We start from the raw sequence: 20,154 nt of genomic DNA, 5'->3' as shown, positions 1-20,154 counted from the left end.
AAGCAGGGCGCGTTACATCGTGTTTTTGACGCGAATCGCTGGCGCGGATCGGCCTTCATGCCGTTTCCTTGCCGTACAACGCCGTACGCAGATAGGTCAGCGCGTCGCTGCGGCTGCTGAGGGCGTCAGCCCCGATGCGGTAATGCCAATGCGATTCCGATCCCGCCGCGAGCCGCCATTCGCGCAGCCTGCGCGTATACAACTGCAGGTCGTACTCCTCGGTGACGCCAATGGCGCCGTGCACCGCGTGCGCGATGTCGGCCACACGCGGCACGGCCAGGCTGGCGCGGGCCTTGCCCAGCGCGGCGAGCAGCGGACGGGGCAGGCCGTCATCGCCCTGAAAGGCCAGTTGCGCCGCCATGCGCGCGGCCCACACGTGTTCGGCCATCTCGCTGATCTGCTGCTGCACGGCCTGAAAGCGCCCGATGGGCTTGCCGAACTGCGCGCGCTGGTTTGCATAGTCCAGCGTCATCGCCAGCACGCGATCCATGGCGCCGGCGATCAACCCCGCGTAGGCGGCGGCCGCCATCGTATCCAGCGGCGCCGGACCGTCGAGGCGTTCGGCGTCGGACAGCGCGCAGGAAACGCCGCCGTCCAGGCTGCCGTGCACCCCGTTGGATTCGACGCGCGCCGCCTGCATGGGCAGCAGCCAGGTCTGGCCATCAATGCCGGCCAGCACGTAGTCAGCGCTGCGCGCCCACGCTACGCTCACGCCCGCGATACGCCCGCCGTCGATGGCAAGGCCGCCCGGTGCAAGCGCGATGGCCCCCGCCGCCTGCGGCCGCTGCACGCGGCTCAGCCACGCGCGCGCCAGCAGCGTATGAGCAAGGGGGTAGGGGCACAGATGGCGCCCCGCCGCCAGCACGACGGGCAGCACATCGGCCAGGCCCAGGCCCGCGCCGCCATGATCTTCCCGCACCAGCGCATCCGCGAATCCCGCATCCTCGCAGGCCTGCCACGCGTCACCGGACGGCTGGCCCCGCTCCATGCGCCGGATCACATCCGGGGTGCAGGTCTGGGCAAAAAGGCGTTCGGCGGCGTCGCCAAAAATGTTGTCCATGACGGTCGTCCTTATCGAAGGCCAAGGCCGCGGGCAATGATGCCGCGCAGGATTTCGCGGGTGCCGCCGCGCAGCGAGAACGTCGGCGCGACCTGTTCCAGATAGGCCAGCGTGCGCAGCAGTGGCAGCGGCACGGGGCGGTCGGGGTGCCTGCCCAGCGTATCGCCGATCAGGCGCGGAATCGCCTGTTCAAGCTCGGTGCCCAGATCCTTGACCAGCGACGCCTCCGTGGCGGGGCTCAGGCCCGCCGCCAGCTTGCCGGCCACGGCCAGCGACATCGCGCGCAGCACCGCCATCTGCGACAGGATGCTGCCCAGCGCTGTCCGGCTGGCGGCATCGGCATCGCCACCGCCATCGCGGCAATGCGCCAGCCAGCACTCCAGCAGGGCGATGCTGGAGTACAGGCGCTCGGGGCCGCTGCGCTCGAAGGCCAGTTCCGCATTTACCTGGGCCCAGCCGCCGCCTTCTTCGCCGATCAGCGCCTCGTCGGGCAATTCGACGTTGTCGAAGAAGACTTCCGAAAAGTGCGCATCGCCCGCCAGGTCTTCGATCGGGCGCACCGACACGCCGGGCAACGACAGGTCCACGATCACCTGCGACAGCCCCTGATGCCGGTCGTCCGCGGTGCCGGACGTGCGAACCAGCGCAATCATGTAGTGCGAACGGTGCGCGTTCGTCGTCCAGATCTTGTTGCCGTTCAGCCGCCAGCCGCCAGCGAAGGGTTCGGCTCGGGTGCGGATGCTTGCCAGGTCCGAGCCGGAGCCCGGCTCGCTCATGCCGATGCAGAAGAAGGCCTGCGCGGCGCAGATGCGCGGCAGATAAAAGTCCTTTTGCGCTGGCGTGCCGTATTTCAGGATGAGCGGCGCGCTCTGGCGGTCGGCAATCCAGTGCGCCGACACCGGCGCGCCCGCGCCCAGCAATTCTTCGGACAACACGAATCGCGCAAAGTGGCCGCGCGCCGCGCCGCCGTATTCGCGCGGCAGCGTCAGGCCCAGCCAGCCGCGTTCGGCAAGCTGGCGGCTGAAGCCCGCGTCAAAACCCATCCATGAACGGGCGCGCTCATCCGGCTCCAGGCCGTCCAGCGCATCGGCCAGGAAGGCGCGCACCTCGGTGCGCAAAGCTTCATCCTCGGGAGGAATGGCAGTGAGTTCCAGCGTGTCGATCATCAGTCGCTCCGGGTCAGGCAAGGGCGCCGCGACAGGCGCCGACGGCCACTATCCGGGAATGCGCTGATAGCTGTCCAATATTATTTTGCGGGTTTGCGATATGTGATTCTTATCGAAACGTCAGACGAGAATCCGAGGCTCCTCCTCCACTGCTTCAGGAAGCGCGTGAGACCGCGAAAAACGGTTCACCAGATCGTGCAGGGCATCGGACAACTGCGGATCGCTCCAATCAAGCTCCGCCTCCAACAGAGCAGCGATGGCATCGACCGCCTGCGCGACCTCAGTCCATTCCACCGCGAGGGCCGCGCCGCGGAGCCGGTGCGTGGCCCTGAGCGTGGCGTCGGTGTCGCGCAATGCCGCCGATTCAAGGATCGCGAATACGTCCTGCCTCAGGCTTTCAATGACTTGCTCCATGCTCAGGCCCACGTTGCTCCCGGTGGGCGGAACAATTTTTTCCAGGACTACCCCGCACCACAACTCGATCGTGTCCTGCAGCTTCCCTGACCGGATGGGCTTGCTCAGTATCCCGTCCATGCCCGCGTCAAAACATCTCGCGACGTGTTCACTTCCGGTTGAAGCGGATATCGCGATGATGGGGCAATGCGCCTGCCCCGCAGCTTCTTCCATTTTTCGAAAATCAGCGGTCAGCGTGTAGCCGTCGCAGTCCGGCAGATCGCAATCCATCAACACCACATCGTAAGTGCCTTGGGAAAAGCAGTCGAGCGCCTGCGTGCCGTTCTGCGCGATCACGGCGGTGCAGCCGAAACTTTCCAGCTGTGCCTGCAACACCGCCTGATTCGCCGCGGTGTCTTCCACGACCAGCACGCGCAGCCCGCTCGCCGGCTTCGCACCGTTAGGCACTGGCTGTGCCGCTTCGGTTTGAATCGCGGCGCCTTTGGGCGCCAGCAGCACCGGAAGATGAATCTCGAACGTCGTTCCCTCTCCGACCGTACTGCGCAGGGAAATCCGCCCCTGCATCAGCGTGACCAGATCCCGGCTGATCGCAAGCCCCAGTCCCGTTCCGCCGGATCGCCGGTAGGTGCGGGTCACCTGCGCGTAAGGTTGGAACAGCTTGAGTTGCGCCTCGTCGGAAATCCCGATGCCCGTGTCACTGACGGAAATCACCAACGCGACATGCTTGGGAATCGCGCTCTCGGACACGGAATATCGCACCGTGACGCCGCCCGTCTCGGTGAATTTGATGGCATTGGAGACGAGGTTATGCAGAACCTGCCCGAGCCGCGCATCGTCCAGCATGAGCAAGGGAGGATCGGGGTCGCCTTGATAACTCAGGGACAAATGCCGTTCCCGCGCGCGAAGTTGATGCAGTTCGACGGTATTGCGCACCAGCGCCGAGATATCCACGGGATCCAGCTCGAGCTTGAGCTGGCCCGCCTCCAGTTTTGTGACGTCCAGCACGTCGTCAATCAACGCCAAAAGCGATTGCGCGCCATTATTCGCGAGATCGGCATAATGCCGCTGCTGCTCGCCCAATGGCGTATTGCGCAGCAGCTCCACGGCGGCCAGCACGGAATTCATGGGGGAACGGATTTCGTGGCTCATCACCGCCAGGAACATCGTCTTTTCGCGTTCATTGCGTTCGGCCCGTTGTCGTGTGCGATGCATCTGCACGGCCACCGCGGAGAGCAGGAGAAGCACGACACCCACCAAAACCAGTTCATGCGGATAGTCTTCGACGAGATTGACGAGCGTCGGCTCTTCCTTTAGGTGGATGCCGAGCCATTCATCGTGCAATTGCCGGAGCTCGGCCGGCGTGATCGCAGCCAACGCCTTTTGCAGGATCGAATGCAATACAGGCTGATCGTCGCGAACGGTCATGCCGATTTCGGTCGTCATGGCGGGCAAGACGCCTGAAATCTGAAGCTGTCCTCGATACTCGCGGTACAGATACGGAACGAGATAGGCCTCTGTACCCACCGCCGCGTCGGCTTCCCCGTCCAGCACTTGCTGCAGCATCGTTCGTGCGGAGCCGCCGACGATCAGATTCACGTTGGGCGCTTTCCGTTTCAATTCTTCCGCGTACAGGGACAGGACGGGCAGGGTCACGGTCATGCCGTTCAGTTGATCCGCTTCGATCACAAAGGGTTTATTCGTGCGCGTGATGATGATGCCGGCGCTGACGTGATAGGGGGCCGTGTGCAACATGCCCGGCATCGCAGCCACTTCGCCGTTGACGCGCATCGCCGAAATCACATCGACTTCTCCGCGGCGAAGCAGGTCCACCCGTTCCTGCCGGGTGGGCGCCTGACGGAACGTGAACTTCAGTCCGGTCTTGCGCGAGATTTCGTTAAGAAACCCCGCCGACAGCCCTTCCGCGCGGTTACCCCGCAAGTATTCGATGGGATCCAGATTGTCCAGAACGCTCACGCTGAGCACGGGATTCCTGGCAATCCAGGCGCGTTCTTCGTCAGTCAGCGCCAAGCCGGTTGGGTTTGATTGGGCGTGCGCCCACCCCGCCGTCAGGCCGAGAGCGGCGATCAGGACGATGCGCAGGAGCACCCCGGCGTACATGGTCAGTCTAATGTCTGGCGAATCTTGAACAAGCCGTTATCGGACGTCACGCCCAGTTTTCTGAATGCGGCCGCCTTTTGCGAACTGATCGTCTTGATGCTGCGATGAAATTTTTCAGCAATCTCGGACACCGTCATGCCCTCCAGAAAGCATCGGATCACTTCCTGTTCGCGTGCAGATAGCGACGCTTGCCGCAGCGCATCTTCCGCGACCTCGTGGTTTGGCTGGTCAGACGAGGTGGTGGCGTCGGCAACCTGATAGGACATGTCCGCGCTCAGGTAGATGGCCCCAGAAGCCACGGTGCGGATGGCCTTCATCAGGTCTCCCATATCCTCTTCCTTGCCCATGAAGCCCCGCGCGCCGACCCGCAGTGACAGCGCGACGGTGGCCGACTCATGATGGGCCGACAGAACAAGAATGCGGCAATCGGGAAACTTGGCTCGTAGCGCACGAATCAGCGAGACGCCATCGACTTCGTCTCGGCCGAGCGAAAAGTCCAGCAGCAGCACGTCGGCCGGCAGTTGCGCCATGCCGCGCATGAGCTCGCGGCTTGTCTCGTAGGCGCCCACCAGTTCAATGTCGGGTTCCGCCAGCAGGTGAGTGACAAGTCCGTGCCGTACAACCGGGTGGTCGTCAAGTAAGGCGATACGCAAGCGCTTCATAGGGGGCCAGGGACCAGGAGAAACACCAGGATGATCAGCGTTTTAGGACTATTCCTATTGATAACACTGCATCGTCATGAATGGCAATTGTTTGTAATCTTTTTGGCGTGGTGCGGCCCTTTTTATAGGCTGCGCCGACGATTGCAATTGCCCTATGCTCCGGCGTCACTTCCTGGCCGACCTGCATCGGGTCGGGGTTGATAACGAAAAAATTATAGGAATGGGGAGCATGGCTGAATATCAGACTGCTCCTAGAGGCGGGGGCGGAAATGTCAAGAAAGGCAAAGACGCTTGGCCGGCGCACCGCGGGCTAGTCGGACCCGCCGGGCGCGACGGAGCGCCGCTTCACGGCGGCGAGCTGCAGGAAGTCTGACGTTTCCATCGGCCGGGCGAGGGCGTAGCCCTGCCCGACATGGCAACCCAAGCCGTAGAGCTGGTCGATCGTGGAGGGGTCTTCAATCCCTTCAGCAACCAGGCGCAGGTCGAACGAGCGCGCCAGGTCCACGATGCCGGCGATGATTTCCCGCGATCGGGAGGCGGGAAGCGCGGATCGGACCAATGAGCCATCGATCTTGAGTTCGTCGAACGGCATCTGCGAAAGCAAAGCCAAGGTGGCGGTGCCGGCGCCAAAATCGTCCAGCGATACCTGGAACCCATTTGCGCGCAAAGCCGTAATGGATGCCGAAAGGCACAGCGCGTCATAGGCAGGCGATTCCTCGGTCAGTTCGATGATCAGCCGGCTGGCCGGTAGTCCCGCGCGTGCCATCTTCATTGCCAGGATTTCCGGCAGTCCGGGCGCGCAAATCGTGTTGGGAGACGCATTCACCGCCAGCGTCAGGGCCAGCCCCGCCTTGTCGAGCGCATGCAAGGTTTCGATTGCGCGGCGTTTGATATAGCTGAACAGCAGCAGGTCCAGACCCAGCCGGTTCACGATGGGCAGGAGAACGGCCGGTGGCACGTCGCCCAGTTTTGCGTGGCGCCAGCGAATCAGGACCTCGCCGCCCACCATCGTCCCGTCCCGGAGATCGAACTGCGGCTGGATGACCACGCGCAACCCATTGCCGGAGGTCAAGGCGGCAATCACGTCTTCTTCGGACGGCAGTGGGACGTCGGCATGTTCCAGCGACAAGCCACGAATGGGCGCGGCAAGCAGTTGCCCAAGATAGGCGCGCAAGGCCTCCGTCCGCGAGTCGGTGGCGATGCCCACTTGAATGCCCCATTCGCGAGCCAGGCGCGCATGGGATTCCAGCGACGCCAGCGATATGCCGCAAAACTGGTCATGCCCGCCGCGCTGATGGCCGGGCAACGCGTTGCCGGCTTTGTGTAAGGCGGCCCGCGCGCTCGGGGCCTCATCGCCGGCCCACAGCACATGCGGAATCCGCCTGTCGTGACCCGCCGTGCTCAGCGTTTTCAACATGCTTGGCAGCTTCAGGCCGTCGCTGAATCCGGAATGGATCTCGGCCACGACAACGTCAATGTCCTGGCTACGGACCAGGCTGGCGGCCGCGTGCAGGGTGGCCGCGCGCACCGGCCGATGGGTACCGATGCTGTCCAGCGCCTTTCCCATCCGCACGGCGAATGGCCCCTCCCGCGCCAGAATCAGCGGCCGGGCGCGGGGGAAGGGCGCGGGTGCGGGGGTGTCGCTTGTGCTCACTTCATATCTCGAGTTCGTTTTTCTGTCCGAAAAATGTAGCAATGCGATTTCGAGCCGGGTATCGGAGTAGGACTAAATGCGATGGCAAGGCGCGAGAAGATCGCGAAGATCGCAGGCATAGGGATGCTTTGAAAGCGCACGGTCTTTTTCGGAGCAGTCCGATTTCGGCGGGAAACCGACGCCGATAAAGTCCTGGCCATGATGTCTCCTCGTTCGACGCGCGCCCGGCAACCGGGCGCACCTGCCGACTCCACGGCCCGCAACATGCATCCCGTTGCATCGCGTCCCTTCGAATAACGATGGCAGAGAGCAGCTTCCAGACCCGCGCTGGGCATCGTCACGCGGAAATTCCCCATCCAGCCCGTTGAATCACAGGGCTGTGCGTACATGAACCAGCAAGTGAGCGTATTGTGAAGACCCATTCGATTGCGGCCGCCGTTCCTGGCGTTTCCTTGGACAACAGCGTTGCGCTGCAGTCCCGCGCCGGCATGGCGGCGCAGGCTTGCAGCCGTTCGCTGCGCAGGCGCGTCAGCGCGATGCTGCGCCTGGCCTGCCGCGTGCTGGGCATCAAGCGCCGCAAAGGTTCGGGCTTGGCATTGCTGGGTGCGGCCTCGGTGGTCTTGATGTCGGGCACGCCCGCGCATGCGGCAAACGGCATACACATCAACGCAAGCGCGGCCGGCCCCTGCGTCGGCATCAATGACCCGCGGCCGTGGTTCTTCCCCGTGTCCAATGCCGAGCACATGCGGGCCGAGTTCAATACGCGAGATACCTCAGAAGCCTGCAATTCGGGCTATACCGGCCAACGGGACTCCGTGTTGTTCTACCGTCCCTCGACCGTCAGCGGAGTGGGGGCGACGTCGCTGATGCTCGGCGGGGAACTGGCCGTGAATGGCGGGTTCATTAAATTGGGCGATGCGACGACGGGCCAACGCATCGGCAACGTCAACACCACGGCTGCCGCGTTGGGTCTGGCGATTGGCGATGGCGCCATCGCGCAGGGGGGCGGGCTCGGTCTGGGCAGTCTGGCCAGGGCCACGGGGATGGTGGCAGCGACGGCGCTCGGCAACAAGACAACCGCTGCCGGTAACTATTCCACGATCGTCGGCACGGCATCCCGGGTGTCTGTCCTGGACGCGCCAACCCGCCTGTCCAACACCCATTACATGACCGTCCTGGGGCCCAGCGCTGTTGCGGTAGGGGAAAGTTCCACGGCCGCGGGCCGATTTTCGCAGTCACCCGGGACCCGCTCGTTGGCATTGGGCCGGGCGACCGTTTCGAGGCAGACGGACAGCGTGGCGTTGGGTATGGAAGCTGCCGTTTCCCACAGCCAATCCGTCGCGTTAGGCGCTGGATCGGGGACGAGTGACTACCAGACGGCGCAACCGGTGGTCCTCAATGGCGTGTCCTACAGCTTCGATAGCACCGGGCTTGCCGGTGTTGTCAGTGCGGGAACCGCCTTTCGAAACCGGCAATTCGTCAATGTGGCGCACGGCATGGTGAATGCGCAAAGCCGTGACGCGGTGACTGGCGCGCAACTCTTCGCGGGCTATGACGCCATTAATGTGCTGGGGACGTCGGACCGGCGGCAGCAGACTGCCTTGGACGATAACGCGGCGGGCTTGAGGGCGGCGCGCGCAGGCCAGGCAGCCATGACGGCCTCGACGGCGCAGGCGATCGGCGGCGGCGCGTCCGTGGGCGCCGATGGCCTGATTGTCATGCCCAACCAGCAGGCAGGCGGCCAGGGCGAGGGCCAGGGACAGGCAGCCACCGTGGTCGGCTCGCTCGTCGCCGTCGATCGCCGCTTGAAGACCGAAGACGTCAGGTTGGGCGAGGTGTTCGATCAGGCGTTTGACGCCCACGGTAAGACGAGTGTTGCCGAGGACCAGTTGCGGGGCATTGGGCCTGGCGAGACCGTCGCGGCGCGTATTGACGACGTGAAGCGGAACACGTTGGCGTGGGATGCGGCGCAAGGCGTCTACAACGCGACGAACGGCACCGGCGCGCAGCACCGGATCGCGAGCCTGGCGGCGGGCCAGGCGGCGACGGACGCGGTGAACAAGGGTCAACTGGACCGCGCCGCGGCGGATCTGAAGGCGCATGGCGAGGGCCTGCTGCGCGAACGTGACGGCCAGTTGCAGGTGGGCGCGGGCTCGGCGGCCACGACGGTCAATCTGGCCGGCAACACGCCGCAGCGCGATGCGCAGGGCAATCCGGTGTTGGACGCTGGCGGCAATCCGGTCATGACGCCGGTGAACCGGACGTTGACGGGCGTGGCCGACGGCGTGAATGTCCATGACGTGGCAAACAAGAGGCAGCTTGACGGCGTGGCGCAGGCCGTCACCGTCGCGCAGGCTGCGGCTACGGCCGCGCAGCGTGCGGCCGATGCGGCGCAAGACGCAGCTGCTGGCGCGCAGCCAGTGGCCACCGCTGCGCAAGGCGCGGCGACTGCCGCGCAACGGTCGGCCGATGCCGCGCAGATTGCGGCTGCCGGCGCGCAGCAATCGGCAGGCGCGGCCGATGCCAAGCTGGCGGGCATTGGTGACAACGAAACCGTGGCTGGGCGCATCGCGCAGGCGGCCCAGGCTGCGACGGATGCGGCGGGCCGGGCTGCCGGCCAGTCGCTGGCGGACGCGCTGGGCGGTGGAGCGACGATGGGCGCTGACGGCAAGCTGGGCGCGCCCGCCTATGGCGTGAGCCAGATCGGCGCGGACGGCCAAGTGGCTGCGCAAAGCCAGACGGCCACCAACGTGGGCGATGCGCTGTCCGCCCTCGACGCCAACGTCATCAAGGTGAATGACCGCGTGCTGGCGCAGGACGCCAAAGTGAATGGCCTGACGCAGGACCTGAGTGACCTGCGCAGCGACAGCTTGCAGTGGAACGAGCAGGCCGGCGCATTCAGCGCGGCCCACGGCGGGGATGCGCCCAACCGGATCGTGAACGTGGCGGCCGGCCAGGCGGCAACGGACGCGGTGAACAAGGGTCAACTCGAGAACGTGACGCAGGCAGTGACCGCCGCGCAGGATGCCGCGTCGGGCGCCGGGACGGCAGCAGAAGCCGCCCAGGGCGTGGCCAGCGCTGCCGATCAGGCGGCTCGGGCGGCCCGCGACACGGTATCGGGAGCGCGGCTTGCCGCGGAGGCGGCGCAGGTAACGGCTGCGGGCGCGCGACAGGCCGCGTTGTCGTCTGAGCGCGCGGCGACCGGCGCGCAGCAGGCTGCACAGGCTGGCCGGGCTGCGGCGGTGGACGCCCGGCAGGCGGCCGATGCGGCGCAAAGCGCCGCAACGGGAGCCCGGCAGGTGGCTGACGCGGCGCAAGGCACGGCGACGGGCGCCCAGCAGGCAGCCACGGCTGCGCAAGCCGCGGCAACCCGTGCGCAGGGGACGGCCGGTGCGGCGCAAGTTGCCGCCGCCGGCGCTCAGCAAGCGGCGGATGCGGCCAATGCGAAGCTGGCGGGTATCGGCGACGGCGAGACGGTGGCCGGGCGCATCGCGCAGGCTGCCCGGGACGCGGCCGATGCGGCGGGCCGGGCAGCGGGCCAGTCACTGGCCGACGCGCTGGGCGGCGGGGCCACGGTGGGCGCGGACGGCACGCCGGGCGCACCAGCCTATGGCGTGAGCCAAATCGGGACCGACGGCCAAGTGGCCGCCCAAGCTCAGACGGCCACCAATGTCGGCGATGCGCTGTCCGCCCTCGACGCCAACGTCATCAAGGTGAACGATCGTGTGCTCGCGCAGGAAGCGCAGGCGGCCGGGCTGACGCAAGACCTTGCCGATCTGCGCAGCGACAGCCTGCGGTGGGACCAGGGCGCCGGCGCGTTCAGCGCGGCCCACGGCGCGGATGCGCCCAACCGGATCGTGAACCTGGCGGCGGGCCAGGCGGCAACGGACGCGGTGAACAAGGGGCAGTTGGACCAGGCGGTGGCGGATCTGAAGGCGCAGGGCGCGGGCTTGCTGCAGGAGCGCGACGGCCAGTTGCTGGCAGGCGCGGATTCGACGGCCAAGACCGTCAATCTGGCGGGCGGCACGCCCGAGCGCGATGCGGATGGCAATCCGGTGCTGGATGCCGGCGGCAATCCGGTCATGGCGCCGGTAAACCGGACGGTGACGGGTGTGGCTGACGGCGTGAACGGCAATGATGCCGTGAACAAGGGGCAACTCGACGGGGTGGCGCAAACCGCCTCGGCCGCGCAGGACGCTGCTGTCACGGCACAGCAGAGGGCCGACGCCGCGCACGTCACGGCCACCGGCGCGCAGCAGTCAGCCACGGCCGCGCAAAATGCGGCATCCATTGCGCAGCAGTCGGCCGCCACGGCGCAAGGTGCGGCGAGCGGCGCGCAACAAGCGGCCAATGCGGCCAATGCAAAGTTGGTGGGCATCGGCGACGGAGAGACGGTGGCCGGGCGCATCGAGCAGGCTGCGCACGCCGCGACGGAAGCGGCTGGCCGGGCAGCGGGCCAATCGCTGGCGGACGCGCTGGGTGGCGGGTCCGTGTTGGGCGCAGACGGCAAGCCCAGCGCGCCAGCCTATGCCATCAGCCAGTTCGATGCGGACGGCCGGATCGCCGCGCAAGACCAGACGGCAAATAACGTTGGCGACGCGCTGGCGGCTATCGACGCCAACGTCATCAAGGTGAACGACCGCGTGCTGGCGCAGGATGCCAAGGTAGGGGGCCTGACCCAGGACCTGAGCGATTTGCGCAGCGACAGCCTGCTTTGGGACGAGGGCGCGCAGGCATTCAGCGCGGCCCACGGCGCGGATGCGCCCAACCGGATCGTGAACGTGGCTCCGGGTCAGGCGGCAACGGACGCGGTGAACAAGGGCCAGCTCGACACGGTGACGCTGACTGCCGACGAGGCCCAGGCGGTGGCGGCGGATGCGCAACAGGTCGCCGAAGCCGCACAAGGCATTGCAATCGACGGCCAACGAGGCGCCGAGGCCGCGCAACGCACTGCCCGCGGCGCACAGCACTCGGCGGGCGACGCAAACGCCAAGCTGGCCGGCATCGGCGATGGCGAGACCGTGGCCGGTCGCATTGATGAAGCGGCGCGGGCCGCCGGTCAGTCGCTGGCGGACGCGCTGGGCGGCGGCGCAGCGGTTCGCGACGACGGCACGGTGCAGGGACCGGTGTTAGCCGTGACGGCCATCGGGTCCGCCGGCGGCGCAAACGCTCAGCCCTCGCCAGCGGGCAATGTCGCCGATGCCATCAAGACGATCGACGGCAGCGTGGCGGCGGTGAACGACAACGTCAACAGAGTGGGTGCGGATGCGTTAACGATGCGCGACCAGCTGAACGCGGGCCAGTTGGGCCTGGTGCAGCAGGACCCTGTCACGCACGACATTACGGTTGCCAAACAGACGGACGGCACGCGCATCACGCTGGAAGGTGCGTCAGGCGCGCGCACGCTGTCCGGCGTGAAGGCGGGCGAAATCAGCGGAACCAGCACGGAAGCGGTGGTGGGTTCGCAGCTGTTCACGGTGAACCAGGACCTGCTCAAGAACAGCCATGCGGTGGGCAGCCTGGAGGCGCTGACCAGCCAGCAGGGCGCGGCGCTGGGCTCGCTGTCGGCGCTGGTCGACAGCGGCAATGTGGGTCTCACGCGGCATGACCCGTCGAGCAATACAGTGTCGCTGGCCGCAGACCGAGGTGGCGACACCGTGGACGTGTCCGGCAAGGACGGCACGCGTCAAGTCACGGGCTTGCAGGACGGCCGCATCCAGGCCGGCAGCACCGATGCGGTGACGGGCGGGCAGATGAATGCGGTGACCGAGCGCATCAACCGGCTGGACGTGCGGGGCGCCAGCGTCGCAGTCGACAGCCGGGGCGACGGCAGCGACCGCGCGGTAGTCAGGCCGGGCAGCCGTGGGGTCGCGATGGGCGCAAATGCCCAGGCCACGGGCGCCAATAGCATCGCGACCGGCTCGGGCGCCACAGCCCGGGGCGCGGATGGCAGCGCGATGGGCGCTGGCGCTCAGGCGCAAGCTCCGGCCAGCACGGCGGTGGGCGCGAACGCCAAGGCGTCGGCCGCGGGCAGCGTGGCGATCGGCCAGGGCGCGCAGGCCACGCGCGCCAACACCGTATCGGTGGGATCGGCTGGCGCCGGACGCCAGATCACGCACGTTGCCCCGGCCACCTACGGCGCGGACGCGGTGAACCTGCGCCAGGCGATCGACCTCTCGCGGCGGGACGCCAACCAGGCTCGCGCGCAGGCCAAGCGCCATACCGACAGCCGCGTGTCGCAGCTGCGCCGCGACAACAACGCGGGCATCGCATCGGCCATGGCCATGGCGACCCTGCCGTCCACGGCCACGCCGGGCAAGTCCATGTTCGCGCTCGGCGCCGCCACGTACGACAGCCAATCCGCTGTCGCGCTGGGGGTGTCCGCGCGTTCGGGAAGCGGCACCTGGGTATACCGGGCTTCGCTCTCCGGCACGACGGGCGGCCAGACCGGCGCGTCCATCGGCCTGACCTATGCGTGGTAGCAGCCGGTCCGCTTAAGCCCGGAGACAGACGCTGCCGTCGCCGGGCGATTCCAGATTTAGGAGCAGTCCGATTTCGGCCCGAGATCGCTGCCGATAGAGTTCTGATCATGATGAATTTGAATCAGCAAGTGAGCGTATTGTGAAGACCAACTCCATTGCGGCCGATATGTTCGGCGCCTACTCCCCATGCGCGGGCGCGCGTCAGGCCGGCGCCGGTCTGGCCGCGCAAGCCCCAAGCCGTTCGCTGCGCAAACGCGTCAGTGCGATGCTGCGCCTGGCGTGCCGCGTGTTGGGGTTGAAGCGCCGCAAGGGCATGGGCCTAACTTTGCTGGGCGCGTCCAGCGTCGTCCTGATGGCGGGCACGTCCGCGCATGCCGCCAACGGCATACACATCAATGCGGAAGCCACGGGCAATTGCGTCAGCATCACCGCGCCCACCACGTCCGGAAATCAGCAAACACCAGGAAGCATCAACTTTTCCGATTCGAACGCGCGTTGCAACGCCAATGCGCCGAACCAAAAAGATCATGTGCTGTTCTATCGTCCCAGCGGCGTCGCCGGTACGGGCGCCACGTCACTGACGCTTGGCGGCGAGTTGTACATCAATGGCGGTTATCTCAAGCTGGGAGATCACACGACGGGCCAGCGGATTGGCGACGCCACTACCCAAGCCGCCCCGGAGGGGCTTTCGATTGGCAATGGCGCCCAATCGACACGTTTGAGCGTGAGTGTCGGCACCGGTGCGAGGGCCACGGGATCGGAGGCCGCTACGGCAGTTGGAAACAACGCGGCCGCCACCGGCTTTTACACGGTGGCGGTGGGCGCGGATTCCGTGTCTTCCGGCGATCGATCCACCGCGTTGGGTGCAATGGCGCAGGCGACCGCTGATGGTTCGCTGGCATTGGGCCACACGGCGGAGGCGTCCGCCAACAATGCCTTCGCGGCCGGGTTCGGCGCGAAGGCCCGGAACGCTGACAGCGTAGCGATCGGAACGGGCGCCACGGCGTCCCACAATCTGTCCGTCGCTCTAGGTAGCGGCTCGAGCACGCGGGCGGTCCAGGCACCGGCTCCGGTGGTGCTCAATGGCAAGACCTACACGATTGATTCCAGCTATTTGCAAGGCGTCGTGAGCGTCGGGGGCCCGCAAGCGGATGGCTCCCTCCTGACTCGCCAGATCATCAATGTGGCGCCGGGCGTCGTCAGCGCGCAAAGCACGGACGCGGTGAACGGATCGCAGCTGTTCGCCGCCTATGACGCCATCAATGAACTGGGCGTCGTGGACCACAGGCTTGCGGACCTGGTCGACAGGAACATCACCGACGTGGCCGCGACGCGGGCCAGCCAGGCCGCAGCGACCCAATCGGTGGCGCAGGCGATCGGCGGAGGAGCGTCCGTCGACGGCCAAGGCCGGATCGTCTTGCCCACGCTGGCGCTGTCGAGCACGGGCGCCGGGCAGTCGCAGCCGACGACACTGATGGGCGCGGTCAACGCGATGGATCGGAGCCTCGCGAGTCATGCGGCGGCGCTGCAGGACGTTTCACAGATCGCCGAGGACGCGAACGCCAAGGCCGACGCTGCCGCCCGCCAACTGCAGGGATTTGGCCCCGATGAGACGGTGGCCGGCCGCATCGACGACGTCAGGCGCAACAGCTTGCAGTGGGATCCGGGGCAAGGCGTATACAACGCGACGAATGATTCGGGCGCGCAGAACCGGATCGTGAACCTTGCGGCAGGCGAGGCGGCCTCCGATGCGGTGAACAAGGGGCAATTGGATCAGGCGGTGTCGGCATTGAAGACGCAGGGCGAAGGCCTGCTGCGGGAGCGCGACGGCCAGTTGCAGGTGGGCACGGGTTCGGCGGCCACGACGGTCAATCTGGCCGGCGCGACGCCGCAGCGCGATGCGCAAGGCAACCCGGTGCTGGACGCCGGCGGCAACGCGGTCATGGTGCCTGCGAATCGAACGTTGACGGGCGTGGCTGACGGCGCGAGTGCCAATGATGCGGTCAACAAGGGACAGCTCGATGGCGTGGCCCAGACCGCCGCGGGGGCGCAGCGCGCAGCCGCAGCTGCGCAGCAGACGGCCGACGCGGCGCAAGGCGCCTCCATCGGGGCCCGGCAGGCGGCCGCGGCCGCGCAGGATACGGCGACCGGTGCGCAACGCACCGCCGACGCGGCGCAAGTTGCCGCTGCCGGCGCGCAACAATCGGCAGACACGGCCAATGCCAAGTTGACGGGCATCGGCGACAGCGAGACCGTGGCGGGGCGCATCGCGCAGGCCGCGCAGGCGGCGACCGATGCGGCGGGCCGGGCAGCGGGCCAGTCACTGGCGGACGCGCTCGGCGGCGGTTCCACGGTGGGCGCGGACGGCAAAGCGGGCGCGCCGGCCTATGGCGTGAGCCAGATCGGGAACGAGGGGCAAGTGGCGGCGCAACGCCAGACGGCCACCAACGTGGGTGACGCGCTGGCCGCCATCGACGCCAACGTCATCAAGGTGAACGATCGGGTGCGGGCGCAAGACACGAAGATTGGGGGCTTGACGCAAGACCTGAGCGACCTGCGCAGCGACAGCCTGCTGTGGGATGAAGGCGCGCAGGCGTTCAGCGCCGCGCACGACGCCGCGGCGCCGAACCGCATCGTGAACGTGGCGGCGGGCGTGGCGGCTTCCGACGCGGTGAACAAAGGCCAGCTCGATACGGTGGCGCGAGCGGCGAGTGATGCGCAGCAGACCGCAGAAAACGCGCAAAGCGCGGCAGTGGCGGCGCAAACCACGGCCGCCAGCGCCCAGCAGACGGCTACCGCCGCACAGAGCGCGGCAGCCGACGCCCGGGAGACCGCACAAGCGGCGCAGGACACGGCGCTGGGTGCGCAACAGGTGGCGCAAGGCGCCCAGACAACGGCGACGCAGGCGCAACAGACTGCCGGGGCAGCGCAAGACACGGCGATCGGCGCCCAGCAAACGGCTCAGGCCGCGCAAGCGACAGCTTCGCAGGCGCGGCAGGCGGCCGATGCCGCGCAAGGCACGGCGACCGGCGCCCAGCAGGCGGCCATGACCGCGCAAGATGCGGCGGCCGGCGCGCAGCGCACGGCAGATGCGGCGCAGGTTGCCGCTGACGGTGCGCGGCAAGCGGCAGACGTGGCCAATGCGAAGCTGGCTGGCATCCGCGACGGCGAGACCGTGGCCGGGCGTATCGAACAGGCTGCACGGGACGCGGCGGAGGTGGTGGGCCGGGCAACCGCCCAGACGCTGGCCGACGCGCTGGGCGGCGGGTCCACGGTGGGGGCGGATGGCAAGCCCGCCGCGCCAGCCTACGGCGTGAGCCAGATCGGCGCCGACGGCCAGGTGGCCGCACAAGTCCAGACGGCGACCAACGTGGGCGATGCGGTGGCGGCTATCGATGCCAACGTCATCAAGGTGAACGAGCGCGTGCGGGCGCAGGACAGCACGGTGAGCCGCCTGACGCAGGACCTGAGCGACCTGCGTGGCGACAGTCTGCTGTGGGACCAGGGGGCGGGCGCGTTCAGCGCGGCCCATGGCGCGGATGCACCCAACCGGATCGTGAACCTGGCGGCGGGCCAGGCGGCGACGGACGCGGTGAACAAGGAACAGCTGGATCAGGCAGTGGCGGATCTGCGGTCGCAGGGCGCGGGGCTGCTGCAGGAGCGCGACGGCCAGTTGCAGGTGGGCGCGGCCTCGGCGGCCATGACGATCAATCTGGCGGGCAGCGCCCCGCAGCGCGATGCGAATGGCAACCCGGTGCTGGACGCGGGCGGAAACGTCGTCATGGCGCCGGCGAGCCGTACGCTGACGGGTGTGGCCGACGGCGTGAACGCCAACGATGCGGTGAACAAGGGCCAGCTTGACGGCGTGGCGCAGACCGCGTCGGCCGCTCAAGGGGCGGCCGTTGCCGCGCAGCGCACGGCCGATGCGGCGCAAGACACGGCCACCGGTGCGCGGCAGGCGGCCACGGCCGCACAAGAAACGGCGACCGGTGCGCAGCGCACGGCCGACGCGGCGCAAGGGACGGCCGCCGGTGCGCAACAGTCGGCGGACGCGGCCAATGCCAAGCTGGCGGGCATCGGCGACGGCGAGACCGTTGCCGGACACATCGCGCAGGCGGCCCAGGCCGCGACGCAGGCTGCGGGGCGCGCGGCGGGCCAGTCGCTGGCGGACGCGCTGGGCGGCGGCTCCTCGGTCGGCGCGGACGGCAAGGCAAGCGCACCCGCGTACGGCGTCAGTCAAATTGGGGCGGACGGGCAGGTGGCCGCGCAAGGGCAGTCGGCCAACAATGTGGGTGATGCGATGGCGGCCATCGACGCCAACGTCATCAAGGTGAACGATCGCGTGCTGGCGCAGGACACCAGGATGAGCGGCTTGACGCAAGATTTAAGCGACCTGCGTGGTGACAGCCTGCTGTGGGATGAGCAGGCGGGAGCGTTCAGCGCGGCGCGCGGCGCCACCGCGTCCAACCGCATCGTGAACGTGGCGGCGGGCCAGGCCGCCACCGATGCCGTGAACAAGGGCCAGCTCGATACGGTGGCGCAGGTTGCGGACACGGCGCAGTCCGAGGCGGCGACGGCGCAGCGAAGCGCCAATATCGCGCAGGGCGCGGCGACGCAGGCGCAACAGACCGCGCAAACGGCGCAAGGGGCGGCCACGAACGCGCAACGAGCGGCGGACGCCGCCAATGCCAGACTGGCGGGGATCGGGGACGGCGAGACCGTGGCTGGTCGCATCGACCAGGCGGCGCGGGCGGCCGGCCAGTCGCTGGCGGAGGTGCTGGGCGGCGGCGCCGCCGTGCGCGCCGATGGCACGGTGCAGGCGCCGGCGTTCGCGGTGACGGCCATCGGTTCCGGAAGCGGTGGTTCCCCCCAATCCGCTGCGGCGGGCAATGTCTCCGACGCCATCAAGACGATCGACGGCAGCGTGGTGGCGGTGAACGACAACGTGAACAGGGTGGGTGCGGAGGTGTCCACGATGCGAGACCAGTTGAACGCGGGCCAGTTGGGCCTGGTTCAGCAGGACGCCGTAACGCGCGACATCACTGTTGCGAAACCGGCGGACGGCACGCGCGTCACGCTGGATGGCGTATCGGGCGCACGCACGCTGTCCGGTGTGAAGGCGGGGGAGGTCAGCGGAACCAGTACGGAAGCGGTGGTGGGGTCGCAGTTGTTCACGGTGAACCGGGATCTGCTCAAGAACAGCCAGGCGGTGGGCAGCCTTGAGGCGTTGACGGGCCAGCAAGGCGTGGCGCTGGGTGCGTTGGCGGATCTGGTTGACAGCGGCAATGTGGGCCTGACGCGGCACGACCCGTCCAGCAATGCGGTATCGCTGGCGGCGGATCGCGGTGGCAAGACCCTGGACGTGTCCGGCACGGAAGGGACTCGTCAAGTCACAGGCGTGCAGGACGGCCGCATTCAGGCCGGCAGCTCCGATGCGGTGACGGGCGGGCAGATGAACGCGGTGACCGAGCGCATCAACCGGCTGGACAAGCAGGCCGCGGGTATCGCGGTTGACAGCCGGGGCGATGGCAGCGACCGCGCAGTCGTTACGCCGGGCAGCGGCGCGGTCGCGGTGGGCGCAAATGCCCAGGCAACGGGCGCCCACAGTCTCGCGACCGGCTCGGGCGCCACCGCCCAGGGCGCGGACAGCAGCGCGATCGGTGCCGGCGCGAAAGCGCAGGCCGCGGGAAGCACGGCGGTCGGCGCGAACGCCACGGCATCGGCGCCGGGCAGCGTGGCGATCGGCGAGGGCGCGCAAGCCACCCGTGCCAACACCGTGTCGGTGGGTTCGGCTGGCGCCGAACGCCAGATCACCCACGTTGCGCCGGCCACGCACGACACCGACGCGGTGAACCTGCGCCAGGCAACCGGGATCTCGCGGCAGGAGGCCGGCCGCGCGCTGGAACAGGCCAACCGCTATACCGACAGCCAAATAGGGCAACTTCGCAGCGAGACCAACGCGGGCATCGCGTCGGCCATGGCCATGGCGACGCTTCCGGCCACGTCCACGCCGGGCAAGTCCATGTTCTCTCTGGGAACGGCGCTGTACAGCGGCCAGTCCGCCATCGCGATGGGGTTGTCGGGACGCTCGCACAATGGCGCGTGGGCTTACCGGGCTTCCAGCTCCAGCACAACGGACGGCAACATTGGCGCCGCCGTGGGAGTGGGGTATGAATGGTAGGTGGGTACGCCGTGGCGGTCCGGATGGGACCGGGTTCGCCACGGTCGGGGCGGATCCGCTGGCCGACACGGACAGTTTGAACACCTCGGCCCGCTTGTCCATGTGGATCCTCGAACGGGGCGGACAGCGCGCGCCCTCCGCCGTGATCCAGGCGCTGATGAGTGCGCATGGCTGGACATGTTTGCGCGCCTGGCGGCATTGGGCCGGTTATTCCAGAGCCGAGGTCGCCAGACGCCTGGGCGTGCACTTGGCGTCGTACGAACTCATCGAAGACGGCACGGTGGATCTCGGGTGTTGGCTGCAGCCTGCTGTGGAATTGCTGCTGCTGGACTAGAGAGAGGGTCTTGGTGGTGCGCGTTGCCATTGCGGCGGAACGCCGCGCGCACGTCGCAAGGATGAGACAGGAGATTGCGGCCC

At 67.7% G+C, this 20,154-nt stretch carries 8 protein-coding genes; 3 read left to right on the top strand and 5 right to left on the bottom strand.

The genetic code is table 11. The features are described 5' to 3' along the window. Window positions 1–55 precede the first annotated feature (55 nt). From AB3147_RS18680 to AB3147_RS18660, 5 genes are all read right to left on the bottom strand, one after another. Window positions 56–1,060, bottom strand: coding sequence for an acyl-CoA dehydrogenase family protein (locus AB3147_RS18680; protein WP_367352676.1), 1,005 nt, complete (start codon window positions 1,058–1,060; stop codon window positions 56–58). An 11-nt stretch (window positions 1,061–1,071) separates the two neighbouring features. Continuing rightward, the gene (locus tag AB3147_RS18675) at window positions 1,072–2,226 is read right to left on the bottom strand and encodes an acyl-CoA dehydrogenase family protein (RefSeq protein ID WP_218344627.1); all 1,155 of its coding nucleotides are present in this window, start codon (window positions 2,224–2,226) and stop codon (window positions 1,072–1,074) included. Window positions 2,227–2,346: 120 nt separating this feature from the next. Then, entirely contained in the window at window positions 2,347–4,758 is a 2,412-nt protein-coding gene (locus tag AB3147_RS18670) for an ATP-binding protein (RefSeq protein WP_367352675.1), read from the bottom strand. Window positions 4,759–4,760: 2 nt separating this feature from the next. Then, window positions 4,761–5,420, bottom strand: a complete 660-nt coding sequence (locus AB3147_RS18665; protein ID WP_367352674.1) for a response regulator — start codon at window positions 5,418–5,420, stop codon at window positions 4,761–4,763. Between the two features lie 310 nt (window positions 5,421–5,730). Beyond that, the gene (locus AB3147_RS18660; protein WP_367352673.1) at window positions 5,731–6,885 is read right to left on the bottom strand and encodes an EAL domain-containing protein; all 1,155 of its coding nucleotides are present in this window, start codon (window positions 6,883–6,885) and stop codon (window positions 5,731–5,733) included. 641 nt (window positions 6,886–7,526) lie between these two features. Here AB3147_RS18660 and AB3147_RS18655 point away from each other — a divergent pair. The 3 genes from AB3147_RS18655 to AB3147_RS18645 all read left to right on the top strand — a co-directional run bounded on the left by AB3147_RS18655 (window position 7,527) and on the right by AB3147_RS18645 (window position 20,071). Then, a complete protein-coding gene (locus tag AB3147_RS18655) occupies window positions 7,527–13,556 on the top strand; it encodes a YadA-like family protein (RefSeq protein ID WP_367352672.1) in 6,030 nt (2,009 codons plus the stop codon). 139 nt (window positions 13,557–13,695) lie between these two features. Continuing rightward, complete coding sequence (locus tag AB3147_RS18650) at window positions 13,696–19,737, top strand: YadA-like family protein (protein ID WP_367352671.1); 6,042 nt, start codon at window positions 13,696–13,698, stop codon at window positions 19,735–19,737. Continuing rightward, entirely contained in the window at window positions 19,727–20,071 is a 345-nt protein-coding gene (locus AB3147_RS18645; RefSeq protein ID WP_367352670.1) for a helix-turn-helix domain-containing protein, read from the top strand. Before AB3147_RS18650 ends, AB3147_RS18645 begins: the two co-directional genes overlap by 11 nt. Window positions 20,072–20,154 lie beyond the last annotated feature (83 nt).

The sequence above is a fragment of the Achromobacter animicus genome (assembly GCF_040775605.1).
Taxonomy (GTDB): Bacteria; Pseudomonadota; Gammaproteobacteria; order Burkholderiales; family Burkholderiaceae_B; genus Achromobacter; species Achromobacter animicus.
This window is presented reverse-complemented; position numbering and strand designations above follow the sequence as displayed.

Excerpts from the sequence above, each read along its gene's own strand:
- AB3147_RS18675 (WP_218344627.1), bottom strand. The coding sequence starts at position 2,226 with ATGATCGACACGCTGGAACTCACTGCCATTCCTCCCGAGGATGAAGCT.
- AB3147_RS18645 (WP_367352670.1), top strand. The coding sequence starts at position 19,727 with ATGAATGGTAGGTGGGTACGCCGTGGCGGTCCGGATGGGACCGGGTTC.
- AB3147_RS18670 (WP_367352675.1), bottom strand. The coding sequence starts at position 4,758 with ATGTACGCCGGGGTGCTCCTGCGCATCGTCCTGATCGCCGCTCTCGGC.
- AB3147_RS18680 (WP_367352676.1), bottom strand. The coding sequence starts at position 1,060 with ATGGACAACATTTTTGGCGACGCCGCCGAACGCCTTTTTGCCCAGACC.
- AB3147_RS18665 (WP_367352674.1), bottom strand. The coding sequence starts at position 5,420 with ATGAAGCGCTTGCGTATCGCCTTACTTGACGACCACCCGGTTGTACGG.